At 72.2% G+C, this 20,544-nt stretch carries 21 protein-coding genes; 10 read left to right on the forward strand and 11 right to left on the reverse strand.

From position 1 onward, the window contains the following. Window positions 1-11: 11 nt before the first annotated feature. Entirely contained in the window at window positions 12-863 is an 852-nt protein-coding gene (locus tag ACYVKX_RS21175) for a MaoC family dehydratase (protein WP_460835674.1), read from the reverse strand. Between the two features lie 49 nt (window positions 864-912). Continuing rightward, entirely contained in the window at window positions 913-2,580 is a 1,668-nt protein-coding gene (gene kstD, locus ACYVKX_RS21180) for a 3-oxosteroid 1-dehydrogenase (protein ID WP_460835675.1), read from the reverse strand. A gap of 26 nt (window positions 2,581-2,606) precedes the next feature. Between kstD and ACYVKX_RS21185 the strand changes: the two genes are divergently transcribed. The 5 genes from ACYVKX_RS21185 to ACYVKX_RS21205 all read left to right on the forward strand — a co-directional run bounded on the left by ACYVKX_RS21185 (window position 2,607) and on the right by ACYVKX_RS21205 (window position 7,161). Next, on the forward strand, window positions 2,607-3,413 hold the full coding sequence (locus ACYVKX_RS21185; RefSeq protein WP_460835676.1) for a 2-keto-4-pentenoate hydratase: 807 nt from the start codon (window positions 2,607-2,609) through the stop codon (window positions 3,411-3,413). Window positions 3,414-3,540: 127 nt separating this feature from the next. Continuing rightward, window positions 3,541-4,707 carry a 3-hydroxy-9,10-secoandrosta-1,3,5(10)-triene-9,17-dione monooxygenase oxygenase subunit gene (gene hsaA / locus ACYVKX_RS21190; RefSeq protein WP_460835677.1) on the forward strand — a complete coding sequence of 389 codons (1,167 nt, stop codon included), beginning with the start codon at window positions 3,541-3,543 and terminating at the stop codon, window positions 4,705-4,707. Further along, complete coding sequence (hsaD, locus tag ACYVKX_RS21195) at window positions 4,708-5,589, forward strand: 4,5:9,10-diseco-3-hydroxy-5,9,17-trioxoandrosta-1(10),2-diene-4-oate hydrolase (RefSeq protein WP_460835678.1); 882 nt, start codon at window positions 4,708-4,710, stop codon at window positions 5,587-5,589. Next, window positions 5,586-6,485 (forward strand): iron-dependent extradiol dioxygenase HsaC, encoded by a 900-nt coding sequence (gene hsaC / locus ACYVKX_RS21200; protein ID WP_460835679.1) that lies wholly within the window; start codon window positions 5,586-5,588, stop codon window positions 6,483-6,485. Before hsaD ends, hsaC begins: the two co-directional genes overlap by 4 nt. A gap of 13 nt (window positions 6,486-6,498) precedes the next feature. Then, window positions 6,499-7,161 (forward strand): flavin reductase family protein, encoded by a 663-nt coding sequence (locus tag ACYVKX_RS21205; RefSeq protein WP_460835680.1) that lies wholly within the window; start codon window positions 6,499-6,501, stop codon window positions 7,159-7,161. Between the two features lie 155 nt (window positions 7,162-7,316). Here ACYVKX_RS21205 and ACYVKX_RS21210 read toward each other — a convergent pair whose 3' ends face one another. Genes ACYVKX_RS21210 through ACYVKX_RS21225 form a run of 4 tightly spaced genes read right to left on the reverse strand, consistent with a single transcriptional unit; the run spans window position 7,317 to window position 11,834 of the window. Next, on the reverse strand, window positions 7,317-8,276 hold the full coding sequence (locus ACYVKX_RS21210; protein WP_460835681.1) for an acyl-CoA dehydrogenase family protein: 960 nt from the start codon (window positions 8,274-8,276) through the stop codon (window positions 7,317-7,319). Beyond that, window positions 8,276-9,160: an acyl-CoA dehydrogenase family protein gene (locus tag ACYVKX_RS21215; protein ID WP_460835682.1), complete on the reverse strand. Its 885-nt coding sequence runs from the start codon at window positions 9,158-9,160 to the stop codon at window positions 8,276-8,278. Before ACYVKX_RS21215 ends, ACYVKX_RS21210 begins: the two co-directional genes overlap by 1 nt. Next, window positions 9,157-10,326, reverse strand: coding sequence for an acyl-CoA dehydrogenase family protein (locus ACYVKX_RS21220; RefSeq protein ID WP_460835683.1), 1,170 nt, complete (start codon window positions 10,324-10,326; stop codon window positions 9,157-9,159). The genes ACYVKX_RS21215 and ACYVKX_RS21220 overlap by 4 nt, the downstream gene beginning before the upstream one ends. Next, window positions 10,326-11,834: a FadD3 family acyl-CoA ligase gene (locus ACYVKX_RS21225; RefSeq protein WP_460835684.1), complete on the reverse strand. Its 1,509-nt coding sequence runs from the start codon at window positions 11,832-11,834 to the stop codon at window positions 10,326-10,328. Before ACYVKX_RS21225 ends, ACYVKX_RS21220 begins: the two co-directional genes overlap by 1 nt. Window positions 11,835-11,855: 21 nt before the next feature. On the opposite strand from ACYVKX_RS21225, the gene ACYVKX_RS21230 reads away from it, so the two are divergent. From ACYVKX_RS21230 to ACYVKX_RS21245, 4 genes are read left to right on the forward strand one after another with little or no spacing between them, the layout of a single operon-like run. Further along, window positions 11,856-13,073 carry an acyl-CoA dehydrogenase family protein gene (locus ACYVKX_RS21230; protein WP_460835685.1) on the forward strand — a complete coding sequence of 406 codons (1,218 nt, stop codon included), beginning with the start codon at window positions 11,856-11,858 and terminating at the stop codon, window positions 13,071-13,073. After that, complete coding sequence (locus tag ACYVKX_RS21235; RefSeq protein ID WP_460835686.1) at window positions 13,070-13,855, forward strand: SDR family oxidoreductase; 786 nt, start codon at window positions 13,070-13,072, stop codon at window positions 13,853-13,855. Before ACYVKX_RS21230 ends, ACYVKX_RS21235 begins: the two co-directional genes overlap by 4 nt. After that, window positions 13,848-14,420, forward strand: a complete 573-nt coding sequence (locus ACYVKX_RS21240; protein ID WP_460835687.1) for a TetR/AcrR family transcriptional regulator — start codon at window positions 13,848-13,850, stop codon at window positions 14,418-14,420. Before ACYVKX_RS21235 ends, ACYVKX_RS21240 begins: the two co-directional genes overlap by 8 nt. Beyond that, complete coding sequence (locus ACYVKX_RS21245) at window positions 14,413-15,576, forward strand: acetyl-CoA C-acetyltransferase (RefSeq protein WP_460835688.1); 1,164 nt, start codon at window positions 14,413-14,415, stop codon at window positions 15,574-15,576. The genes ACYVKX_RS21240 and ACYVKX_RS21245 overlap by 8 nt, the downstream gene beginning before the upstream one ends. 21 nt (window positions 15,577-15,597) lie before the next feature. Here ACYVKX_RS21245 and ACYVKX_RS21250 read toward each other — a convergent pair whose 3' ends face one another. Further along, entirely contained in the window at window positions 15,598-15,966 is a 369-nt protein-coding gene (locus ACYVKX_RS21250; RefSeq protein WP_460835689.1) for a hypothetical protein, read from the reverse strand. Between the two features lie 78 nt (window positions 15,967-16,044). Here ACYVKX_RS21250 and ACYVKX_RS21255 point away from each other — a divergent pair, with 78 nt between their 5' ends. Beyond that, window positions 16,045-17,031, forward strand: a complete 987-nt coding sequence (locus ACYVKX_RS21255; RefSeq protein ID WP_460835690.1) for a GNAT family N-acetyltransferase — start codon at window positions 16,045-16,047, stop codon at window positions 17,029-17,031. On the opposite strand, the gene ACYVKX_RS21260 is transcribed toward ACYVKX_RS21255, so the two are convergent. From ACYVKX_RS21260 to ACYVKX_RS21275, 4 genes are read right to left on the reverse strand one after another with little or no spacing between them, the layout of a single operon-like run. Further along, entirely contained in the window at window positions 17,032-18,114 is a 1,083-nt protein-coding gene (locus tag ACYVKX_RS21260; protein ID WP_460835691.1) for an NAD(P)H-dependent flavin oxidoreductase, read from the reverse strand. It lies immediately after the preceding gene. Continuing rightward, window positions 18,111-18,869 (reverse strand): CoA-transferase subunit beta, encoded by a 759-nt coding sequence (locus ACYVKX_RS21265; RefSeq protein ID WP_460835692.1) that lies wholly within the window; start codon window positions 18,867-18,869, stop codon window positions 18,111-18,113. The genes ACYVKX_RS21260 and ACYVKX_RS21265 overlap by 4 nt, the downstream gene beginning before the upstream one ends. After that, window positions 18,866-19,747: a CoA transferase subunit A gene (locus ACYVKX_RS21270; RefSeq protein WP_460835693.1), complete on the reverse strand. Its 882-nt coding sequence runs from the start codon at window positions 19,745-19,747 to the stop codon at window positions 18,866-18,868. The genes ACYVKX_RS21265 and ACYVKX_RS21270 overlap by 4 nt, the downstream gene beginning before the upstream one ends. Next, window positions 19,744-20,499, reverse strand: a complete 756-nt coding sequence (locus ACYVKX_RS21275; RefSeq protein WP_460835694.1) for an enoyl-CoA hydratase family protein — start codon at window positions 20,497-20,499, stop codon at window positions 19,744-19,746. The genes ACYVKX_RS21270 and ACYVKX_RS21275 overlap by 4 nt, the downstream gene beginning before the upstream one ends. Window positions 20,500-20,544 lie beyond the last annotated feature (45 nt).

Here is a 20,544-nt window from a genome sequence, read left to right on the forward strand (position 1 = left end):
TCATGACGCGGTCAGCGGGCGAGCGTCAGCACCACGTCGCCGAGCACGGGGGAGCCGTCACGGTCGCCGCCGGCGACGGTGGCGGTGCCGACGATCCGGCCGTCCTCGCGCCAGGCCCGGGTCCGGATGGTCTCGCCCGGGTAGACGACGCCGGCGAACCGCACGCCGAAGCCGGCCACCCGGGAGGCGTCGCCGCCGAGCAGGCCGTCGGTGAGGGTGCGCAGCACGATGCCGTAGGAGCACAGCCCGTGCAGGATCGGCGCGGGGAAGCCGGCGGCCTCGGCGAAGTCGGGGTCGGCGTGCAGCGGGTTGCGGTCGCCGCAGAGGCGGTAGAGCAGGGCCTGCTGGGGGAGGACGTCGTACGTCGCGTCGAGGTCCGGCACGCGCTCGGGGAGTGCGACCGGAGTGGACGAGCCGCGGTCGCCGCCCCAGCCGCCCTCGCCGCGCACGAAGATCGAGGACCGCGTGGTCCACAGCGGGTCGCCGGTCGGGGAGACGGCGACGCCCTCCTGCCAGATCACCGCGGCCGTGCCCTTGTCCCAGACCTCGCTGATCCGGGTGGTGACCATGGCCGATCCGGAGCTCGGGATCGGGCCGGTCACCGAGATCGACTGCGATCCGTGCACGACCTGGGCGAGGGTGATCTCGCAGCCGGGCAGGTCCAGCGGCGGCGGTTGGGTCTCGCGGAAGGTCGGCGCGACCACGCCGAAGGACGCCAGCACCTGGAGCGCCGGGCCCTCGAGGGTGTACGACAGGTCGGTCGCGCCGATCGCGAGCTGATAGAGCAGCACGTCGCTCTCCGTCCAGGAGAACTCGGTCGAGCCGAGCGAGGCGCCGATCGCGACGGATGGGTCGATGGGCATGTTTCCTCCTGAGCTGACGGGGCTTCGAGACAGGCGCTACGCGCCTTCCTCAACCGCCGTCAGCGGCGATGTCCTCTGCGGCAAGGTAGCCGAAGGTCAGCGCCGGGCCGATGGTGGCACCGGGGCCGGCGTACGTGCGGCCCATGACCGCGGACGAGCAGTTGCCGGCGGCGTACAGGCCCGGGATCGCCGACCCGTCGGGTCGCAGCACCCGCGCGCGCTCGTCGGTGACCAGCCCGCCCTTGGTGCCGAGGTCGCCGGGCACGATCCTCACGGCGTAGAACGGGCCGTGGTCGATGGCGTGCAGCGACGGGTTCGGCTTCACGGTGGGGTCGGAGTAGTACCTGTCGTAGGCGCTCTCGCCGCGGTGGAAGTCCTCGTCGACGCCGGTCCTCGCGAAGCCGTTGAACCGCGCGACGGTCTCGCTCAGTGCGCCCGGCGGTACGTCGATCTGCTCGGCCAGCTCCTCGAGCGTGGCCGCCCTCGTGACGGTGCCGTGCTTGTACCAGCGGCCGGGGAAGGGCTGCCGCGGCGACAGTCCGGCGAACAGGTAGCGGTTGCGGTAGCGCTGGTCGACGACCATCCAGGCGGGCACGTGGCCGACGCCGGTCGCCTCGCCCCGGTAGATCTCGTGGACCGCCTCGACGTAGGGCAGCGCCTCGTTCATGAACCGCCGGCCGGCCTGGTTGACGATGATCGAGCCGGGCAGGTTGCGCTCGGCCAGGCAGAACCACGGACCGGACGGCAGCGGGATCGTCGGGCCCCACCAGGCGTCGTCCATCAGGTCGACCTGCGCGCCGGCCGCGATGCCGGCGAGGACGCCGCCGCCGGTGTTGAACTGCGAGCCGGTCGTCCAGTCGACCGACGTGGGCTGGGGCTGGTACTTCTCGCGCATCTCGAGGTTCTTCTCGAACCCGCCGCTGCCGAGGATGACGCCGCGCCGCGCCCGGACGACCGTCTCCTGGCCGCCGCGCTGCACGCGTACGCCGACGACGCGGCCGTCCTCGAGGAGCAGGCCGGTGAGCTCGGTGTCGTAGTGGACCGGCACGCCGGCGTCCATCAGGCCCTTGCGGAGGCCGATCGCGATCGCGTTGCCCATCGCGTACATCTTCTGGCCGCGGACCAGGCTGACGATCCGCTTCAGCAGCACCTTGACCATGGTGAGCGGGCCGCGGATGGTGCGCAGGCCGAGGCTGATCCTGCGGTAGTCGGCCTGCGTGACGATCAGGTTCGCCGGCGCCTTGGTGTACTGCGGATGCAGCCGGTCGAGCTCGTCGCCGAGGAAGCGGGCGTCCATCGGCACCGGCTCCGCCGACCGGCCCGCGGCCCGGCCGCCGGGCGCCTCCGGGTGGTAGTCGGCGTACTGCGGGACCCACACGAACCGCAGCGGGGTCCGCTCCCTGAGGAAGTCCATGACCTCGGGCCCGCGCGCCAGGTAGGTGTCGCGGCGGACCTTCGGCACCACGTCGCCGACGATCGAGTCGAGGTAGGCGCGCGAGAGCTCGGGGTCGTCGCCCTGGCCGGCGGCCTGGAGCGCGTAGTTGTTGGGGATCCAGACGCCGCCGCCGCTGCGCGCGGTGGACCCGCCGAAGTAGGAGCTCTTCTCCAGCAGCACCGTCTGGAGGCCGCGCGCCCGCGCCGCCAGCGCGGCGGTCATGCCGGCGCCTCCGGCCCCGACGACCACGACGTCCACCTCGGTGGGCAGGGGGGTCTCCATGGCCAGAAACTGTAACAGGTTCTACTATGGCGGACGTGACCTCTCAGGACTCCATCTCGGCTGCTGTAGCGCGGCTCGCCGAGGCGCAGGCGACCCGGGTGCCGTGCGCCCCGGTGCGCGACCTGATCGGCACCGACGACCTCGATGCGGCGTACGCCGTGCAGCAGGGTCTCGTCCGCGCCCGGATCGCTGGGGGAGCGCGCGTCGTCGGCCGCAAGATCGGCGCGACCTCCGAGGCGGTGCAGACCCAGCTCGGCGTTGACCAGCCGGACTTCGGCTACCTGCTCGACGACATGGACGTGAGCACCCACGACCCGATCTCGATGTGCACGCTGTTGCAGCCACGGGTCGAGGGCGAGGTCGCCTTCGTGCTCGCCAAGGACATCGACCCCGCTGGCGGAGCTGAGATCACCCTCGATCAGGTGCGTGACGCGGTCGACGTGGCGCTGCCGGCGCTGGAGATCGTCGACTCGCGCATCGCCGACTGGGCGATCGGCTTCACCGACACCGTCGCCGACAACGCCTCGAGCGGCCTGTTCGTGGTCGGCACCGACGGCCGCACGCTCGACGAGATGGAGCCGCGCGACGTGACGATGTCGCTGACGATCAACGGCGAGGAGCGCTCGGCCGGCACCGGCGCCGCCTGCCTGGGCGACCCGCTGGAGGCGCTGCGCTGGCTGGCCGTGCAGGCCCGGGCCTTCGGCGACCCGCTGCGCGCCGGCCACCTGATCCTGTCCGGGGCCCTGGGCCCGTTCGTTCCGTTCGCCCCGGACGACCGGGTCGTCGCGACCATCAGCGGCTTCGCGCCGCTCAGCGTCGCCTTCGCCGAGTGATCCGCGAGGAGGGGACTGAGCAAGCTCGTCGCAGCCGTCGTTCACGACCCGTACGGGAGTTCCGTCTGGCTCAAAACGAGAACGTGTTCTAGTATTGCTCCCGTCCGTACACGTGACAGGAGATGCGATGTCCCAGGCTGTTCTCGACGGCGTCCGCGACCTGCTGCCGGGCTTCCGGGAGCGGGCCGACGAGGCCGAGCGACTTCGCGTGGTGCCCGAGGCCTCGATCAAGGAGCTGGACGAGGTCGGGTACTTCCGGCTGCTCCAGCCGCGGCGGTTCGACGGGTTCGAGGCCGACCCGGTGGACTTCTACACCGCGGTCCGCGAGATCGCCGGCGCGTGCGGCTCGACCGGCTGGGTCTCCAGCGTGGTCGGCGTGCACCCGTGGCAGGTCGCGCTGTTCTCCGACGAGGCGCAGCAGGCCGTCTGGGGAGCCGACACGTCGACCCGGCTCAGCTCGTCGTACGCCCCGACCGGCAAGGCGGTGCTCACCGACGGCGGCTTCACGCTGTCGGGCAAGTGGAGCTTCTCGTCCGGTTGCGACCACTGCAGCTGGGTGCTGCTCGGCGGCCTGGTGTTCGACGCCGACGGCAACGTCGTCGACTTCCGCACCTTCCTGCTGCCCCGTGAGAACTACACGATCGTCGACGTCTGGAACGTCGTCGGCCTGGCCGGCACCGGCTCCAACGACATCGTCGTCGAGGACGTCTTCGTGCCCGAGCCGTTCACGCTCTCGATGGGCGACACCGGCCGCTGCTACGGCCCGGGCCAGGAGCAGAACACCGCCGACCTCTACAAGCTGCCGTTCCACTCGATCTTCACCGGCACCATCACCACGCCGATCATCGGCATGGCCGCCGGGGCGTACGCCGAGCACGTGGACCTGCAGCAGAGGCGGGTGCGTGCGGCGTACCTCGGGGAGAAGGCGTCGCTCGACCCGTTCGCCGCCGTCCGCATCGCGAGGGCGTCCTCGGAGATCGACGCGGCCTGGGCGCTGCTGGTCAACAACATCCGCGAGGAGCAGGCCTGCGTGGAGCGCGGCGAGAAGATCCCGCTCCAGCTCCGGCTCAAGGTCCGCCGCGACCAGGTGCTCGGGACCCAGCGCGCGATCGACGCGATCGACTCGCTCTTCGAGGCCTCCGGCGGCCGCGCCCTGGCGACCGGCACCTACCTCCAGCGCGCCTGGCGCGACGCCCATGCGGGCCGCGTGCACGCCGCCAACGACCCCGAGCGGGCGCTGCAGATGTACGGCGCCCACGAGTTCGGGCACAAGGTCGACCCGGGGATGTACTGAGTGATCTCCAAGGAGTCCGTCCAGCGCTCCGCCAAGGTGCTGGACATCACGCTCGACTACTACGAGGCGGGGGAGCCGACCCGGGTCGGCGGCGGCCTCCCGCTCGTCATGCTGCACGGCGGTGGGCCGGGGGCATCGGCGTGGTCTAACTTCGGCAGCGCGCTGCCGAGGTTCGCCGCGTCGTTCCGGACCCTGCTCGTGGACCAGCCGGGCTTCGGCGGCTCCGACCGGCCGCCGGTCGTCGGCAACTACTACCGCCACGCCGCCGACCACGTGGTCGCCCTGCTCGACGAGCTCGGCATCGACCGCGTCCACCTGCTCGGCAACAGCCTCGGCGGCGGTACGGCGATGCGGCTGGCGCTCACCCACCCCGACCGGGTCGGCCGGCTGGTCCTGATGGGCCCGGGCGGGCTCTCGCTCAACCTGTTCCACGCCGACCCGACCGAGGGCGTGCAGCGGCTGATGGAGTTCGGGGCGAACCCCACCCGCGAGGCGCTGCGGGCCTTCATCTCGACGATGGTCGTGAACCAGGACCTGGTGACCGACGAGCTGGTGGAGGAGCGGTTCGCCGACGCGACCGCACCGGGCGCCCAGGAGGCGATGCGCTCGATGGGCATGTCGTTCTGGAACCCCGAGACCGCCGAGGACGGCATGCTGTGGCGCGAGGCGCACCAGTTGCGCAAGCACACCCTGCTGACCTGGGGCCGCGAGGACCGGGTGAACCCGCTCGACGGTGCCTTCGCCGCCCTCAAGCTGATCCCCAAGGCCCAGCTGCATGTCTTCCCCAACTGCGGGCACTGGGCGCAGATCGAGGCCGCCGACGAGTTCGCCGAGATCTCCACGGCGTTCCTCGGTCGTCACGTCGAGAGGAGTCGGTCGTGATCGACATCAAGAGCATGGGCTACGTCCGCGTGGCCAGCACCGACCTGTCCCAGTGGGAGACGTTCTCCGGCAAGGTGCTCGGGCTCGCCAAGGGCCGCGGCCCGAACCCGGAGCACCAGTACTGGCGCATCGACGAGGTCTCCGCCCGGCTCGTGGTGTTCCCCGCCGACGTCGACCAGCTCGCCTGCGTGGGCTGGGAGGTCGCCGACCACCGCGCGCTGCAGGAGGCGCGCGAGCACCTGCAGAAGGCCGGGGTCGAGTTCGAGGAGGGCAGCGCCGACGAGCTCGACGAGCGGCGCGTGCAGGAGCTGATCCGGTTCGGCGACCCGTTCGACAACGTCTTCGAGCTCTTCCACGGCATCGCCTACGAGTCGCGACCCGTCGTCACGCCGTACGCCGCGAAGTTCGTCACCGGGGACCAGGGCATGGGCCACATCGTGCTGCCGGTGACCGACGACGTGGAGGCGCTGCGGTTCTACGCCGACGTGCTCGGCTTCCGGCTGCGCGACTCGATGAGCATGCCGGGTGAGTTCGTCGGGAGGGAGCCCGGCTCGAAGGTGTGGCTGCGCTTCCTCGGCGTGAACCCGCGGCACCACTCGCTGGCGTTCCTGCCGATGCCCAACCCGGCCAAGTGCGTGCACATCATGCTCGAGGTCGACGAGCTGGACCACGTGGGCCGCGCGCTGGAGCGGGTGCGCAAGCACGGGGCGCCGCTCTCGGCGACGCTGGGCCGGCACATGAACGACGAGATGATCTCGTTCTACGTGAGGTCGCCCGGCGGCTTCGACGTCGAGTTCGGCACCGACGGCCTCACCGTCGACGACCAGCGCTGGGTGGCGCGGGAGTCGACCGCCGTGTCGTACTGGGGCCACGACTTCGGCGCCGGCGGTCGGTGAGACGATCGACGCCATGAGCTCGGAACCCAGTCGCGACGTCCCGGAGGGGATGAGCCCGGACGCTCGCGAGACCTGGCCGAGCCCCGAGCTCATCTCGTCCTGGCTGGGCGACCAGGACATCGACTTCGAGTTCCGGCCCGGCGAGGACGTCGCCGTCCACGACGATCCCGAGGCCGTCGCCGCCGCGCGTCGCTTCCGCGACGTGCTGGGCCGGTTCGCCTCGGGCGTCACCGTCGTCACCGGTACGTCGGGCGGCGAGCCGGTCGGGCTGACCTGCCAGTCGTTCTCGAGCGTGTCGCTCGAGCCGCCGCTGGTGGTCTTCATCCCGGCGAAGTCCTCGCGCGCGTGGCCGCTGATCCAGCGCTCCGGCAAGTTCTGCGTGAACTTCCTGGCCGCCGACCAGGCCGAGCTGTCCAACACCATGGCCAGTCGCGGCACGGACAAGTTCGCGGACGTGAAGTGGACGCCCTCCCCGGAGACCGGATCGCCGATGCTCGAGGGCGCACTCGCCCACGTCGACTGCGCCATCCACACCGTCCACGAGGCCGGCGACCACTACGTCGTCATCGGCCGGGTCCTCGACCTGGTCACCCCCGGCGAAATCGACGGGGCCGCCGGCGAGCAGGACCCCCTGCTGTTCTACCGCGGGTCGTACCGCACCACCGCCCCCCGCTGACTCGGCGCGAGTTGCCCGCCAGGAGAGCCCGAGTCGGCGCGAGTTGCCCGCGAGGAGAGCCCGAGTCGGCGCGTCTTGTACGGAGCGGCGGGCAAGATGCGCCGACTCGCGCCTCCCATGTGGGCAAGATGCGCCGAGTCGCGGCGAGCGAGGGGTCAGAGGGTGATGGCGCGCCGGTGCTCATGGGGGGCGCCGAAGAGCTGGCCGAGGGCGTGGGCGCGCTTGAGGACCAGGTGGGCGTCGTGCTCCCAGGTGATCGCGATGCCGCCGTGCAGCTGGATGGTCTCACCGGCGATCCGCGAGGCCGCCTCGCAGCAGTAGGACTTCGCGACGTGGGCGAGCTCCTCGGCGTCGTCGGCACCCGTCGCGACGGCGTACGACGCCGCCCAGGACGCCGAGCGCGACATCTCCACGAGCACCAGCAGGTCGGCCATCCGGTGCTTGAGCGCCTGGAAGGAGCCGATCGGGCGGCCGAACTGCACCCGCTCCCGCGAGTAGGCGACGGTCATCTCGAGCGCCCGGGCCGAGAGGCCGGCGGCGAGCGCGGCGCAGCCGACCGCCCCCACCAGCCGGGCCCGCTCCCGGGCCGCCGGTCCGTCGCCGATCCGCGTCGCCGAGGACAGGTCGGTGGACACGGTCGCGAGGCGGATCGTCTGGTCCATCGACGGCACCCAGGTCGCCTCGGCGCCGGTGACCTCGTAGAGGCCGTCGTCGGTCGCCGCGATCACGATGGCGGCGAGATCGCCGTCGAGCACCGGCCCCTCGCCGTCCACGAGCGCCGCCACCTCGCCGGTCGCGATGCGCGGCAGCAGACGGGTCTTCGCGGCGTCGTCCGCGCCGGCGAGCAGCGCCTCGGTGACGACCAGCGAGGCGAGCAGGGGCGAGGGCACGAGCGAGCGGCCGAGCTCCTCGAGCACGACCGACGCCTCGAACAGCGAGGCGCCGAAGCCGCCGTACTCCTCCGGGACCGCGAGCGCCGCGACGCCGATCTGCTCGCACAGCGTCGACCAGAGCGCCTCGTCGTACCGCTCGACCCGCGCGTCGGCCCGCTTGGCCAGCAGCGCGCGGACGGTCGCCGCGAGCTCCTCCTGCTCCTCCGACAGCGCGAACTCCATCAGCGGGCCTCGACCGGCTCGACCAACGAGGAGAGCAGCCGCCCGCGGTGGTACGCCGGCGTGCCCCAGGCCGTCACCAGCGCGCGCACCTTGGTCAGCCACAGGCTGAGGTCGAACTCCTGGGTGTAGCCGATCGCGCCGTGCACCTGGAGTCCCGTGCGGGAGGCGAGGTACGCCGCGTCGCCGGCGGCCACCTTCGCGGCCGAGGCAGGAACCTCGCCGAGCGCCGCGCCGAAGACGAGCGGGCGGGCGAAGTCGAGCGCGATCCGCACGTCGGCGAGTGCGTGCTTGATCGCCTGGTACGACCCGATCTCGCGGCCGAACTGCCGGCGCTGCCGCACATAGGTCACCGAGTCGGCGAGGATCCGCTCGCCCGCGCCGAGCAGCTGCGCGGCCGTGGCGAGCACCGCCAGGTCGAACGCCTCGCCATCGGCCTCGCCCGAGCCCGCGACCCGGAACAGGTGCCGGGTGCGGTCGACCGAGCGGACCGCCTCGCCGACCGACTCGGCCGGCGTCGTACCGACGTAGACGCGGTCGGCGACGTCGGCGTCGAGCGCGTAGGGCACGTGCGGCGGGAGGGCGAGCGTCGCGACGCCCTCGACCTCCCGGCCCAGCGCGACCGGGAGGTACGCCGCCGACTCGACCCACGGGCCCGGCACGGCGTGTCGGCCGAGCGCCTCGAACGCGATCGCGACCTCGACCGGGGTCGCCTCGGTGGTGAGCTGGGTGACGCCGAGATCGGCGAGCCGCGCCCACAGTCTCAGGCCGGGGCCGTGGTCGCCGTCCGCCCAGGCGCGGGCCGCGGCGACGGTGTCGACCGCGGAGAGCAGGCTCTCCAGCGCGGCCGCGAAGTCGCGCTGGTCGTCGTCGAGCTCGAACCTCACCGCCGCACCTCCCGCGGGAGACCGAGGATCCGCTCGGCGACGATGTTGCGCTGGATCTCGTTGGTGCCGGCGTAGATCGGCCCGGAGAGCGAGAACGTGTAGCCGTCGAGCCACCGCGATTCCACCTCGGCCTCGGGGCCGAGCAGGTCGAGCGCGGTCTCGTGCAGCGCGACGTCGAGCTCGGACCAGAACACCTTGTTCACCGACCCGGCCGCGCCCAGGTCGCCACCGGCGGCGAGCCGGGTGACCGTGCCCCAGGTGTAGAGCCGGTAGGCCTGCGCGCGCAGCCAGGCGTCGACGACCTGGTCGCCCACGGTGGTTGAGGAAGGCGCCCCGGCGCCTGTCTCGAAACCACCGCGCTCGCGGTAGAGATCAAGCAGCCGGTCGGCGGCCGCGCAGAACCGGCCGGGGGAGCGCAGCGACAGGCCGCGCTCGTTGCCGGCGGTCGACATCGCGACCCGCCACCCGTCGCCGGGCGCGCCGAGCACGTCGCTGTCCGGGACGAAGACGTCCTCGAAGAACACCTCGGCGAAGCCCGCCTCGCCGTCCAGCTGGGCGATCGGACGCACGGTGATGCCGTCGGCGTCCAGCGGGAACAGGAAGTAGGTCAGGCCGTGGTGGCGGGTCGTGTCCGGGTCGGAGCGGAACAGCCCGAAGCCCCAGTGCGCGAACACCGCCCGCGACGACCAGGTCTTCTGGCCGTCGAGCACCCAGCCGCCGCGCTCGTCGTCGCGCCGCGCGGTCGAGCGGAGCGAGGCCAGGTCGGAGCCGGCCTCCGGCTCGGACCAGCACTGCGCCCAGACCTGCTCGCCGGTGGCCATCGAGGGCAGGAACCGGTCCTGCTGCTCCTGCGTGCCGTGGTCGAAGAGGATCGGGGACAGCAGGAAGATGCCGTTCTGGGAGACGCGGCCGGGTGCCCCGGCCCGGTAGTACTCCTCCTCGAAGACCACCCACTCGACAAGCGACGCGTCGCGACCGCGGTACGCCGCCGGCCAACTGACCACCGACCACCTCGCGTCGGCGAGCCGCCGCTCCCACTCCTGGTGCGCGGCGAAGCCCTCGGCGGTGTCCATCGACGGCAGCGGCTCGGCCGGCACGTTCGCGGCCAGCCACGCCCGCGCCTCGTCGCGGAAGGCGAGCTCCGACTCGCTCAGCTGCAGGTCCATCACTGCCTCAGCTCGGTCTTGAGCACCTTGCCGGACAGGTTGCGCGGCAGCGCGTCGACCGGCTCGACGTACCGCGGCACCTTGAAGTTCGCCAGCCGCTCCCTGGCGAAGGCGATGACGTCGTCAGGGGTGGCCGTGCCGACGACGTACGCCTTGCCGACCTCGCCCAGCCGCTCGTCGGGCACGCCGATCACGGCGACGTCGGCGACGCCGTCCATCCGGGCGAGCGCCTGCTCCACCTCGGCGGGGTAGACGTTGAAGCCGCCGGAGATGTACATGTCCTTGAGCCGGTCGGTGATCGTCAGGTTGCCCGCCTCGTCGAGGAGGCCGACGTCGCCGGTGTGCAGCCAGCCGTCGGCGTCGATCGCCTCGGCGGTGGCCTCGGGGTCGTCGAGGTAGCCGAGCATCACGTAGTCGCCACGCACCAGCAGCTCGCCCGCCGCAGAGTCCGACGCAGAGTCCGTCGCGGCGGCGATCCGCGTCTCCATCCCGGGGATCGCGCGGCCGCAGGTGGTCGCCACCAGCTCAGCCGGGTCGCCGGCGCGGCACATGGTGACCACGACCGCCTCGGTCATGCCGAACGCCGTGACCACCTGGTCGATCCCCAGACCCTCGGGATGGTCCTCGCGCATCCGCTCGATCAGCACGACGGGTACGACGGCGGCGCCGGTCACCGCGAGCCGCAGCGAGGACAGGTCGCGATCCGCGCGACCCGGTGCGGCCAGCAGCGACTGGTAGATCGTCGGCGCGCCCGGGAGCACGGTGATCCGCTCGGTCTCGATCAGCCGCATCGTCTCGTCGACGTCGAAGGTCGCCAGCGGGTAGAGCGTGGCGCCGGTCAGCAGTCCGACGACGATGCCGATCTTGTAGCCGAAGGAGTGGAAGAACGGGTTGACCACCAGGTAGCGGTCGTCTCGCCGGACGCCGCCCAGCTCGGCCCACGCCCGCGCGACGCCGATGGTCTGCCGGTGCGCGCTCATCGCGCCCTTGGACCGTCCGGTGGTGCCGGAGGTGAACAGGATGTCGGCCACGTCGTCCGGCGCGACGTCCGCGGGCGGGACGCCCTCACCCGCCCGGGCCGCGGCCATCAGCTCGGCCAGCGGCCGGACGATCTCGTCGTCGACCCCGGCCTCCCGCAGCTCGCGCACCTGGTCGCGCCCGAGGAACCCGTCGTGCACCACCACCAGTGCGGCGCCGGTGCGCCCGACCACGTCGGCGACCTCGGCCCCGACGTAGCGGGAGTTGACCGGCACCAGCACGGCGCCGGCGTACGAGACGGCGAGGGCGGCGACCGCCCAGTCGATGCTGTTCGGGCCCCACACCACGATCCTGTCGCCGGAGCCCGCGCCGGCGTCGGCGTAGACGCCGGCGGTGGCCTCGACTAGGCGCAGCAGCTCGGCGTACGACACCGTCCGACCGCCGGCGCCGGCCTCGACGTAGGCCGGGTGCTCGCCGAAGCGCTCCGCGGCGTCGCGGAGCAGGGCGGGCAGTGTGTCCGTACCAAGCATTTGCTTGGTAGACTACCACCCGTGGACCTGACCTACTCCGCGGCGGACCAGGCCCTCCGCGCCGAGGTGCGGGGCTGGCTCGAGGAGCACCTGAGCGGCGAGTGGGCCGCGCTGCGCGGGCTCGGCGGCGCCGGGCGCGACCACGAGGCGCACGACGAGCGGCTCGCGTGGAACCGGCTGCTCGCCGAGCACGGCTGGACGTGCGTCGGCTGGCCGGAGGAGTACGGCGGCCGCGGGCTGAGCCTCGTGCAGCAGGTGATCTTCCACGAGGAGTACGCCCGGGCGGACGCGCCGGTGCGCGTCAACCACCTCGGCGAGGAGCTGCTCGGCCCGACGCTGATGGCCTTCGGCACTGACGCCCAGAAGGCGCGGTTCCTGCCGAGGATCGTGGCGGTCGAGGAGCTGTGGGCGCAGGGCTACTCCGAGCCGAACGCCGGCTCCGACCTGGCCAACGTGCAGACCAGGGCCCGGCTGGTCTCGACCGGCTCGACCACCGCAGGCGAGTGGGTCGTGGACGGCCAGAAGGTGTGGACGTCCAACGCGCACCTCAGCCAGTGGGCGTTCGTGCTGTGTCGCACCGAGCCCGGGTCCGAGCGGCACCGGGGGCTGTCCTTCCTGCTGGTCCCGCTCGACCAGGACGGCGTCGAGATCCGCCCGATCGAGCAGCTCACCGGCGGCTCGGAGTTCAACGAGGTCTTCTTCACCGCGGCCCGGACCGACGCGGACCTGGTGGTGGGAGAGCCCGGCGGCGGCTGGCAGGTCGCGATGGCGCTGCTCGGCTTCGAGCGCGGCGTCTCGGTGCTCGCCCAGGTGGTCGGCTTCGCCCGCGAGCTGTCCGGCGTCGTGGACCTCGCCGGGGAGAACGGCGCGATCGACGACCCCGTCCTCCGCGACCGACTCGCGCAGCTCAAGGTCGAGCTGGACGTGCTGCGCTCCCAGGCCCTGCGCGGTCTGTCGTCCGACGCGCCCGGTGGGGACTCGATCTTCAAGCTGGTCTGGGCGAACTGGCACCAGCGGCTCGGCGAGGTCGCCATGGACGTCCTCGGCCCGGCCGGCCTGACGACCGGGACCGCGGACGGCTACGACCTCGGCCGCTGGCAGCGGCTCTTCCTCTTCTCGCGCGCCGACACGATCTACGGCGGCAGCGACGAGGTGCAGCGCAACATCCTCGCCGAGCGGGTGCTCGGCCTACCTCGCGAACCGAAGGGGAGCAACGAACACAGAGAGGTACGCGGATGACCACCGCTCCTGAGTACGTCCCGGGACATGACCTGCTGAAGGGCAAGGTCGTCGTCGTGACGGCAGCCGCCGGCGCGGGCATCGGCGCCGCCGTCGTACGCCGCGCGCTCGAGGAGGGCGCGCAGGCGGTGGTCCTCGGCGACACCCACGAGCGCCGGCTCGCGGAGGCCGAGGCGGCGCTGGGCGAGGAGTTCGGTGCCGAGCGGGTGCGTGCCCTGGTCTGCGACGTCACCGACGAGGCGCAGGTCGCCGCGCTGCTCGACGCCGCCGACGAGCTCGGCGGGGTGGACGTGATGGTCAACAACGCCGGCCTCGGCGGCACCGCCAGCATCCTCGACATGACCGACGACCAGTGGGGACGCGTCCTCGACATCACGCTCACCGGCACGTTCCGCTGCATCCGCGCCGCCGGGCGGCGGATGGTCGCCGCAGGCACGAGGGGCGTGATCGTCAACAACGCCTCGGTGATCGGCTGGCGGGCGCAGGAGGGACAGGCGCACTACGCCGCCGCGAAGGCGGGCGTGATGGCGCTGACCCGCAGCGCGGCGATGGACCTGGCGCCACACGGCATCCGCGTCAACGCGGTCTCGCCGAGCCTGGCGATGCACCCGTTCCTCGCCAAGGTCACCTCCGACGAGCTGCTCGAGGAGCTGACGAGCCGCGAGGCGTTCAAGCGGGCGGCGGAGCCGTGGGAGGTCGCGAACGTGATGGTGTTCCTCGCCAGCGACTACTCGTCGTACCTGACCGGCGAGGTCGTCTCGGTGAGCAGCCAGCATGCCTAGGAGAGACGAGCTGCTCGAGATCGCGGCCGGGCTGTTCGCCGAGAAGGGCTTCAAGAACACCACCGTGCGCGACATCGCCGACGCGGCCGGGATCCTGTCGGGCAGCCTCTACCACCACTTCGACTCCAAGGAGTCGATGGTCGACGAGATCCTGCGGACCTTCCAGGAGGAGCTCTTCGGGCAGTACGACGCCATCCTGGCCGGCGACCTCGACCCGCTGGCGAAGCTCGAGCAGGCCGTGCTCGTCTCCTTCGACGCGATCGACAAACACCGCGACGAGGTGGCGATCTTCCAGAACGAGGCCGCCTACCTGCTCACCTTCGACCGGTTCGCCTACCTCGGCGACCGCAACCGGCAGTCCCGCGAGGTCTGGCTGACCCTGCTCCGCAACGGCGTCGACGCCGGCGTACTCCGCGACGACCTCGACCTGGAGCTCACCTACCGGTTCATCCGCGACACCGTCTGGGTCGCCGTCTCCTGGTACCGCCCGGGCGGCCGACGCACCCACACCGAGATCGCGAGGCAGTACCTGTCCATCCTGCTGGAAGGGGTTCGACGTGGCTGAGGCATTCATCGTCGACGCGGTCCGCACCCCGGTGGGCAGGCGCGGCGGCGCCCTCGCCGGCGTGCACTCCGCCGACCTCGCGGCGCACACGCTCTCCGCGCTGGTACGCCGCACCGGCGTCGACCCGGGTGCCGTCGACGACGTGATCCTCGGCTGCTGCGACACCATCGGCTCCCAGGCCGGCGACGTCGCCCGCACCGCGTGGCTGGTGGCCGGGCTGCCCGACCATGTGCCCGGCGTGACCATCGACCGGCAGTGCGGCTCCTCCCAGCAGGCGGTGCACTTCGCGGCCCAGGGGGTGCTCTCCGGCACCCAGGACCTGGTGATCGCGGGCGGCGTGCAGAACATGAGCGCGATCCCGATCTCCGCCGCGATGCTGGTCGGCCGGCAGTACGGCTTCTCCACGCCGTTTGCCGAGTCGCCCGGCTGGCAGGCGAGGTACGGCGACCAGGAGGTCAGCCAGTTCCGCTCGGCTGAGATGATCGCGGAGAGGTGGGACCTCTCGCGCGAGGAGATGGAGGAGTTCGCGCTCGCCTCGCACGAGCGGGCGCGGACCGCGATCGCCGAGGGGCGGTTCGAGGGCGAGATCGAGCCGGTGCCCCTCGGGGACGGGCCGAGTTTCGACACCGACCAGTGCCCGCGCGAGACCTCGCTGGAGAAGATGGCCTCCCTGGAGCCGCTGGCGCCGGGGGGCCGGATCACCGCGGCGGTCGCCGCGCAGATCTGCGACGCGTCGAGCGCGCTGCTGATCGCCAGCGAGACCGCCGTACGCGACCACGGGCTGACGCCACGGGCGCGGATCCATCACCTGTCGGTGCGCGGCGACGACCCGGTCTGGATGCTCACCGGACCGATCCGGGCGACCAGGCACGCGCTCGACCGGAGCGGCCTGACGATCGAGGAGATCGACCTGTTCGAGTGCAACGAGGCGTTCGCCTCGGTCGTGCTCGCGTGGATGCGCGAGACCGGCGCGCCGCACGAGCGGGTCAACGTCAACGGCGGCGGCATCGCGCTCGGCCATCCGATCGGCGCCACCGGCACCCGGCTGATGGCCACGCTGCTGAACGAGCTCGAGCGCACCGGCGGCCGCTACGGCCTGCAGACGATGTGCGAGGGCGGCGGCCAGGCCAACGTCACCATCATCGAGCGGCTCTGATCCGTCCCCCGGTAGGTGCACTCAGAGGACGACGAACAGCCCGACGATGCCGGGGACGACGCCGAGGAGCAGCCAGGGCGACGCGAGCGGCTTGCGGTGGATCGCGCGGAACGCGGCGATCGCGATCACGCCGAAGGCGGCCGCGATCACGTTGAGGCCGACCTGCGCGTCCGTCCGGCTGTCGTCGACGTAGGCGGCCGCGATCACCAGGCCGACCGAGAGGTGGATGATCGTGGTGAAGGCGAGGGCCGAGAGCACCCACTTCTGCACGGGCTCGAGGTGCATCGGACCGGAGTCCCGGCGCCGGATGGTCTCGCGGCGCGGGTTGTCGGGGTCCATCAGGTGCCGGGGCCGCTTCCTGGGCCGCTGACCCGCCTGCTGCTCGCTCACCCGGCCATTGTCGCGCGCCCCGTCCAACGCCGGAAACTCGGATGCGCTCCGGCCGCGATGGAGTCATCCTCGGGAACCATGGACATCCGGCAGGTGACATGGGACGACGCCGATGCGGTACGCCGCTCGGCGGCCGTGCTGGAGGCCGTGCGCCTCGCCGAGCAGCCGTGGTCGCACGAGCACCGCGCCGACGCGCTCGCGCTGAGCATCCGCCACGGCTGGGACGGCGAGCCCGCCGACCACTTCCTGGTCACTGTCGACGGGACCGACGTCGCCACGGCGACGTACGAGACGTCGACGTTTGACAACCGGCACGTCGCCTGGCTCGGCGTCGACGTGCATCCCGACCACCGGCGGCGAGGGCACGGCTCGGCGGTCGTCGAGCACCTGGTGGAGCGGGCGCGACGCGACGGCAAGACGTCGGTGGGCATGGACAGCTGGGATCTGCCCGGCCCGCAGGCGTTCGCCGCGAGGCACGGGTTCGAGCGCAGGCAGGTCACGGTCAACCGGCGCCAGCACCTCGCGAAGGTCGACCGGGCCGAGGTCGACCGGCTGCATGCCGAGGCGCTCGCCGCGGCCGCCGGCTACGAGCTGGTCCGCCGGGTCGGCGCGACGCCCGAGGCCGAGCTGCCCGCGCTCACGCGGCTGACCGAGTCGATCAACGACGCCCCGCTCGACGACCTGGACCTGGAGGACGAGGTCTTCCCGCCCGAGCGGATCGCCGCCTACGAGTCGGCGCAGGCGGGGCTGGGCCACGTGCTCCACCGGATCTACGCGCGGCACCGGGGGACCGGCGAGCTGGCCGGCCACACCGTCGTCGCCGTGGAGGGGCTGCGGCCGCGGATCGGCCACCAGCACGACACCGCGGTGGCGCGGGCGCACCGCGGGCACCGGCTCGGCGTGCTGCTCAAGGCCGACATGGTGCGCTGGCTCGCCGAGGCGCAGCCGCAGCTCGAGACGATCGACACCTGGAACGCCGAGTCCAACGACCACATGATCGGCGTCAACCGGGCGCTCGGCTACCAGATCCTCGCCCGGGCGTTCGCCTACCAGCGCTCGCTCTAGCTAGACGACGTACGCCGAGGCACGGCGCAGCTCGTCGGCGGCGCGGATGACCACGCGGTCGATGAGCTCCTCGCAGGTCGGCAGGTCGTCGATCACGCCGACGACCTGACCGCTGGCGAGCACGCCGGCGGAGGTGTCGCCCTCGACCAGCCCGGCCTTGAGCATCATCGGCGTGTTCGCCGCGAGCGCCATCTGGCCCAGCGTGCGGCCCTGCGCCCGCCTCATCTCCCGGCCGTCCCTGAGCAGCGCGGCCCACGACATCCCCGAGTCCCTCTTGAACTCACGGGTGCGTCGCATCGTCGGGCCGAGCCGCCTGAGCACGCCGGTCTCCTCGAGCTCCGCGACCAGCTCGGTGCGCAGCATCCGGTGCGGCATCCCGTCGACCTTGGCGGTGACGACGGTGTCGGTCAGCCCGCGCTCGAGGTAGAGCCGCTTGACCGCGTCGGGCACGGCCGAGTCCTGGGTCAGCAGGAACCGGGTGCCCATGCCGATCCCTGCGGCGCCGTACGAGAGCGCCGCGGCGAGCCCGCGGCCGTCGAAGAAGCCGCCGGCCGCCACGACGGGGATGTCGCTCTGCACGCTTCTCAGGCCATCCAGCACGGTCGGCAGCAGCAGCGTGGTCGGCACCGGGCCGGTGTGGCCGCCGCCCTCGCCGCCCTGGACCATGACGGCGTCCGCGCCCCACGACGCGACCTTGACCGCGTGCCTGGCCGCACCGATCGACGGCATCACCACGATGCCGTGCTCCTTGAGCTTCGCGATCAGCTCGGGCTTCGGCGCGAGGGCGAAGGACGCGACCTTGACGCCGTGGTCGATCAGCAGCCGGCACCGGTCGGCCGCGTCGGCGGCGTCGGCCCGGAGGTTCACCCCGAACGGCTGGTCGGTGCGTGCCTTGACCTCGACGATCGCCTGCTCGAGCTCGGCGAAGGCCATGGTGGCGCTGGCCAGGATGCCGAGGCCGCCGGCGTTGGCGGTGCCGCTGACCAGCCGCGGCCCGGACACCCACCCCATGCCGGTCTGCACGACCGGGTGACGCACGCCGACCAGGTCCGTGAACGGCGTGCGGAGCAGCTGCTCAATCATTCGGCCGGCACCTCCTTGAACCGGAGCCCCTTCGGGTCGAGCACCTCGCGGATGAGGATCAGCTCCTCCGTGGTGGGCTCGCGCGTGGTCGGTACGTCGTCCTCGACCGGCAGCTCGAAGCCGGTCGCCGCGCGGACCTCGTCGACGCTCACCCCGGGGTGCACGCTCAGCAGCCGCACCGTGTCATCGGCGCCCCGGACGTCGAAGACCCCGAGGTTGCTGACGATCCGGTGGATGTCGTGGTAGCGCGCCGCGGCCGGCCCCGCCTCCTTCGCCAGCCTCGGGCCGACGCCGGACACGACGTCGACGCGCTCGACGAAGACGCGGGGTGAGTGCCTCGGGACCCAGTACGACGTGCGGTTGTTGACCGTGTTGCCCGGGGCGCCGCGGCTGCCGAGCAGCTGCCGCGTGGGCCGGCGCCAGTCGCCGATGGCGGAGATGTTCTGGTTGCCGTGCCGGTCGACCTGGGTCGCGCCCATCATCACGTGCCGCTTGCCGTAGGCGACCACGTCGAAGACCCTGCGGAACGGGATCCACCCCTCGACCACCTCGGACTTCGAGTGGATCGGCGGGACGCCGGCGAGGAAGAGCGACTCGCCGTCGGAGATCACCAGGTCGGGGTTGCTCGTCAGCTTGGCCAGCCGGACGCCGAGCATCGGCAGCAGCCCCATCGGGCTGGCGAAGACCTCGCCGTCGTCGCGGAACGCGTCCGCGATCGCGGCGGCGCACACGTCTGCCCTCGTGGCGTCGCTCATGCCTGCTCCTCCCCGAACGCCTGCACCGCGGCCTGGTAGGCCGCCTCGTCGCCGGCCAGGAATCGGTCGTGGAACGCCGCCCAGTCCTCGTCGCTGCCGGACGCCGCGGCGGCGTACGCCCGCTGGAACCTCTCGTCGCGCTCGTAGTCGGGCGTGCAGGTGGTGAAGTGCGCGCCGTTCGGGGTCTCGACCACGCCGCTGACCATCATCCGGTTGAGCAGCAGGCGCTGGACCGGGGTGTCGACGGTGAGGCCGGCCGTGTCGACGACCTCCTCGCAGGAGACGTAGGCGCGGTCGGCGGCCATGCAGAAGAGGTCGTCGAAGTAGGGGTCCGGGCCGAGGTAGGACGCGTTGCCGTGCCGGTCGGCGCGGTTGAGGTGGACCAGGGCGGCGTCGAGGTGGAGTGCGGGCACCGCCACGAGCTCCTCGCCGTCGTCGTAGGGGCTGGTGACCGTCTTGATCCACGGCTGGTTGACGAGCACGTCGGAGCCGAGGCCGGCGCGCATCGGCAGGAACGGCAGCCGCTGGGCGGCGGCGCGCAGGCCGGTCTGGAACATGCCCTCGTCGAGCTCGACCAGCTCGGGGATGGTGCCCTCCTGGCGGGCCTTCGCGAAGTTGGGCTCGAGCGGCACCGAGTCGAGGCTGACGAACGCGAAGACCAGCTTGCGGATCCTGCCGGCGCGGGCGAGCAGGCCGACGTCGGCGCCGCCCCAGCTGACGATGGTCAGGTCCTTCAGGTCGCTGCGGAGGATGCCGCGGACCAGCGCCATCGGCTTGCGGCGCGGGCCCCAGCCGCCGATGCCGATGGTCATCCCGTCCTGCAGCTCGCCGACGACCTCGTCGATCGACATCTGCTTGTCGCGTGGTCCCTTGCTCACTTCTTCGACTTCTCCGTTCCCGCGAAGTGATCGCGCAGCTCGTCGCTCACCCCGGCGAGGTTCAGCTCGAAGGTGAACCCCTGCTCGAAGCGGTAGCTCTTGTTCACGTCGATCGGGTCGATGCCGTTGAGCGCCTCCTTGGCGGCCCGGATCACCCGGGTGTCCTTGGCGGCGATCTCACCGGCCACCTCCAGCGCCGCGTCGTCGAGCCGGTCGCGGGGGACCACCTCGAGCACGCTGCCGAACCGCACGAGCTCGGTCGCCTTGATGGTGCGCGCGGTGAAGTAGAGGGTGCGCATCAGGTGCTGCGGCACCAGTCGGGCCATGTGCGTGGCCGCGCCGAGCGCGCCCTGGTCGACCTCGGGTACGCCGAAGTAGGCGTCGTCGCTCGCGACCACGCAGTCCGCGTTGCCGACCAGCCCGACCCCGCCGCCGAGGCAGAAGCCGTGGACCGCCGCGACGACCGGCACGGCGCACTCGTAGACCGCCTTGAACGCCGCGAAGCAGCCCCTGTTGGCGCCGATCAGCGCCTCGAAGCCGGCGGTGTGCTGCATCTCCTTGATGTCGACGCCCGCGTTGAAGCCGCGGCCCTCGGCCCGCAGCACGACGACCTTGGTGTCGAAGTCGGTCGCGGCCTGGTCGAGAGCCGACGCCACGTCGTACCACCCCTGGACGGTGAGCGCGTTGACCGGCGGATGGTCCATCGTCACCACCCGGATCCCGTCGGCGCGGAGCTCGGAGGAGATGCCCATGGCGCAGCCTTCCCGTGTCGGAATCCCCGGTCGACCGGGGATCCT

The sequence above is a fragment of the Nocardioides hungaricus genome (genome assembly GCF_054782915.1).

What these genes read in the sequence shown, in the direction of transcription:
- ACYVKX_RS21205 (WP_460835680.1), top strand. Translation starts at nt 6,499, where the DNA reads ATGAGCTCGGAACCCAGTCGCGACGTCCCGGAGGGGATGAGCCCGGAC.
- ACYVKX_RS21275 (WP_460835694.1), bottom strand. Translation starts at nt 20,499, where the DNA reads ATGGGCATCTCCTCCGAGCTCCGCGCCGACGGGATCCGGGTGGTGACG.
- ACYVKX_RS21220 (WP_460835683.1), bottom strand. Translation starts at nt 10,326, where the DNA reads ATGGACCTGCAGCTGAGCGAGTCGGAGCTCGCCTTCCGCGACGAGGCG.
- ACYVKX_RS21210 (WP_460835681.1), bottom strand. Translation starts at nt 8,276, where the DNA reads ATGGAGTTCGCGCTGTCGGAGGAGCAGGAGGAGCTCGCGGCGACCGTC.
- ACYVKX_RS21240 (WP_460835687.1), top strand. Translation starts at nt 13,848, where the DNA reads ATGCCTAGGAGAGACGAGCTGCTCGAGATCGCGGCCGGGCTGTTCGCC.
- ACYVKX_RS21225 (WP_460835684.1), bottom strand. Translation starts at nt 11,834, where the DNA reads ATGCTTGGTACGGACACACTGCCCGCCCTGCTCCGCGACGCCGCGGAG.
- ACYVKX_RS21265 (WP_460835692.1), bottom strand. Translation starts at nt 18,869, where the DNA reads ATGAGCGACGCCACGAGGGCAGACGTGTGCGCCGCCGCGATCGCGGAC.
- hsaA (WP_460835677.1), top strand. Translation starts at nt 3,541, where the DNA reads ATGTCCCAGGCTGTTCTCGACGGCGTCCGCGACCTGCTGCCGGGCTTC.
- ACYVKX_RS21255 (WP_460835690.1), top strand. Translation starts at nt 16,045, where the DNA reads ATGGACATCCGGCAGGTGACATGGGACGACGCCGATGCGGTACGCCGC.
- kstD (WP_460835675.1), bottom strand. Translation starts at nt 2,580, where the DNA reads ATGGAGACCCCCCTGCCCACCGAGGTGGACGTCGTGGTCGTCGGGGCC.
- ACYVKX_RS21185 (WP_460835676.1), top strand. Translation starts at nt 2,607, where the DNA reads ATGGCGGACGTGACCTCTCAGGACTCCATCTCGGCTGCTGTAGCGCGG.
- ACYVKX_RS21175 (WP_460835674.1), bottom strand. Translation starts at nt 863, where the DNA reads ATGCCCATCGACCCATCCGTCGCGATCGGCGCCTCGCTCGGCTCGACC.
- ACYVKX_RS21235 (WP_460835686.1), top strand. Translation starts at nt 13,070, where the DNA reads ATGACCACCGCTCCTGAGTACGTCCCGGGACATGACCTGCTGAAGGGC.
- ACYVKX_RS21260 (WP_460835691.1), bottom strand. Translation starts at nt 18,114, where the DNA reads ATGATTGAGCAGCTGCTCCGCACGCCGTTCACGGACCTGGTCGGCGTG.